The organism is Staphylococcus sp. GDX8P80P (assembly GCF_017893095.1).
Taxonomy (GTDB): Bacteria; Bacillota; Bacilli; order Staphylococcales; family Staphylococcaceae; genus Staphylococcus; species Staphylococcus borealis.
The window spans coordinates 1-313 of record NZ_JAESMI010000222.1; the positions used below are offsets into that span (position 1 = coordinate 1).

A 313-nucleotide genomic window follows, 5' to 3' on the forward strand; every position below is an offset into this window, starting at 1 on the left:
TGAACCTCAAGATTTATTTAGCCACTTAATTCAGAAGATTGAATCTCAAACGTTTGAAATTGAAGACTTGCATAAAGCGATTAATAAAATCGAAGAATCTACACGTGGTGAAGACAGTGAAGAAGATTTTGATCACTTATTCGCAGATATGGATTTAAACTCGACACGTTTAGGTAATACCAATGCTGCACGTACAAAACTTATTTCAAAAGTCATGGTTAATTTAGCTACACTTCCGTTTGTGCATAGTGATATTGAAATTGATATGTTAGGGGATGCTTATGAATATTTAATTGGTCAATTTGCGGCTAAT

General features: G+C 33.2%; 1 pseudogene. It reads left to right on the forward strand.

Annotated features, from left to right (window positions below):
- Positions 1 to 313: pseudogene (locus KA858_RS12550) on the forward strand (type I restriction-modification system subunit M); the annotation flags it as partial.